The sequence below is a fragment of the Plesiomonas sp. genome (assembly GCF_051650925.1).
Lineage (GTDB): Bacteria > Pseudomonadota > Gammaproteobacteria > Enterobacterales > CAMTGL01 > Plesiomonas.
Map to the genome: position 1 here is coordinate 1 of NZ_JBOFRH010000545.1, position 1,165 is coordinate 1,165.

1 protein-coding gene is annotated in these 1,165 nt (G+C 48.9%); it reads right to left on the reverse strand.

The features are described from left to right. Positions 1-1,163: alpha-keto acid decarboxylase family protein (locus tag ACRC27_RS13000; protein ID WP_438640071.1), on the reverse strand; the 1,163-nt coding region annotated here is incomplete at its 3' end. Positions 1,164-1,165: the final 2 nt, after the last annotated feature.

Consider the following 1,165-nt stretch of genomic DNA (forward strand, 5'->3'; position numbering starts at 1 on the left):
TGTGGCATACGAGCAAAACCTAAGCCCATAGATGATGTACCGGTTTCAGCCATCAAAATGTCATTCGGTTTGAGCATTTGTTGCCAACGTGAATAAAGATATTCTGCCGTAATCTTGCCACTGGCAGTCACTACTGGCAATGCTGTAACTTTTGGTGCATGTGCCGGGAAAGCTTTTTTACTGACTTTTTTAGCCACCGCCTCTAGCACATCCTTCATTAGCACTCGGTTATACACAGCCCCGCCGATTTGCACTGACTCTGGCATGATGGCAATACACTTACGGCTATCAAGCCGCGCAGTAAACGCACCAGTGTTGAAATCCGACATAATCGCGCCGATTCTCAACACACAATCGCTGCTTTCAACAAAATCACGGACATTCGCATCCATCAAATTGCCGTTATACATCCCGATATAGTTGGAATGACTTTCATCCAGTACGCTCTTATCCATCATCATGGTAGCAAACGGCAGATTCGCCGCTTCAATCAGACTCAGCGTTTCTTGACGCACACCATGACGCGCCAAGTAGATCCCTGGCAGCACGCAAGCTTGCTGACTGTTATTCAAGCGATCAGCCAGAATATCGACCACCTCAGTCAGTACCACAGGATCGCTGCTTTCTGTCACCGCGGCAGGCACAGCCATTTCCACTACAGGCATGGTGGCATAATCACTCGGGAAAACCATGTATACTGGTTTACGGTAACGCAGAGCCGCAGCAATCAAGCGTTCCGTTTCAGCCACACAGTTTTCCGGAGTCATAATTGCACGAGCACACACAAACGGCGCAGTGGCTTCATAAAACGTAGTGAAATGACCATCACCCAATGTGTGGTGTACGAGCCCGCCTTGAGCTTGCACACTGCTTGCCGGCATCCCTACCAAGTGGAAAATCGGCAGCGATTCGGCAAATGCACCCGCAATGCCACTGATAGCACTGAGCTCTCCAACACCAAAGGTGGTACTCAACGCAGCCATGCCATGAATACGGGCATAACCATCGGCTGAATATGCCGCATTTAACTCATTACAGTTACCAATCCAGCGCAGGCGATTATCTTCACACACCGCATCTTCGATAGGAAAAGCATAATCACCAGGAACACCGAAAATATCACTGATGCCCAGATCGTACAGGCGGGACAGTACATGTTGAATAA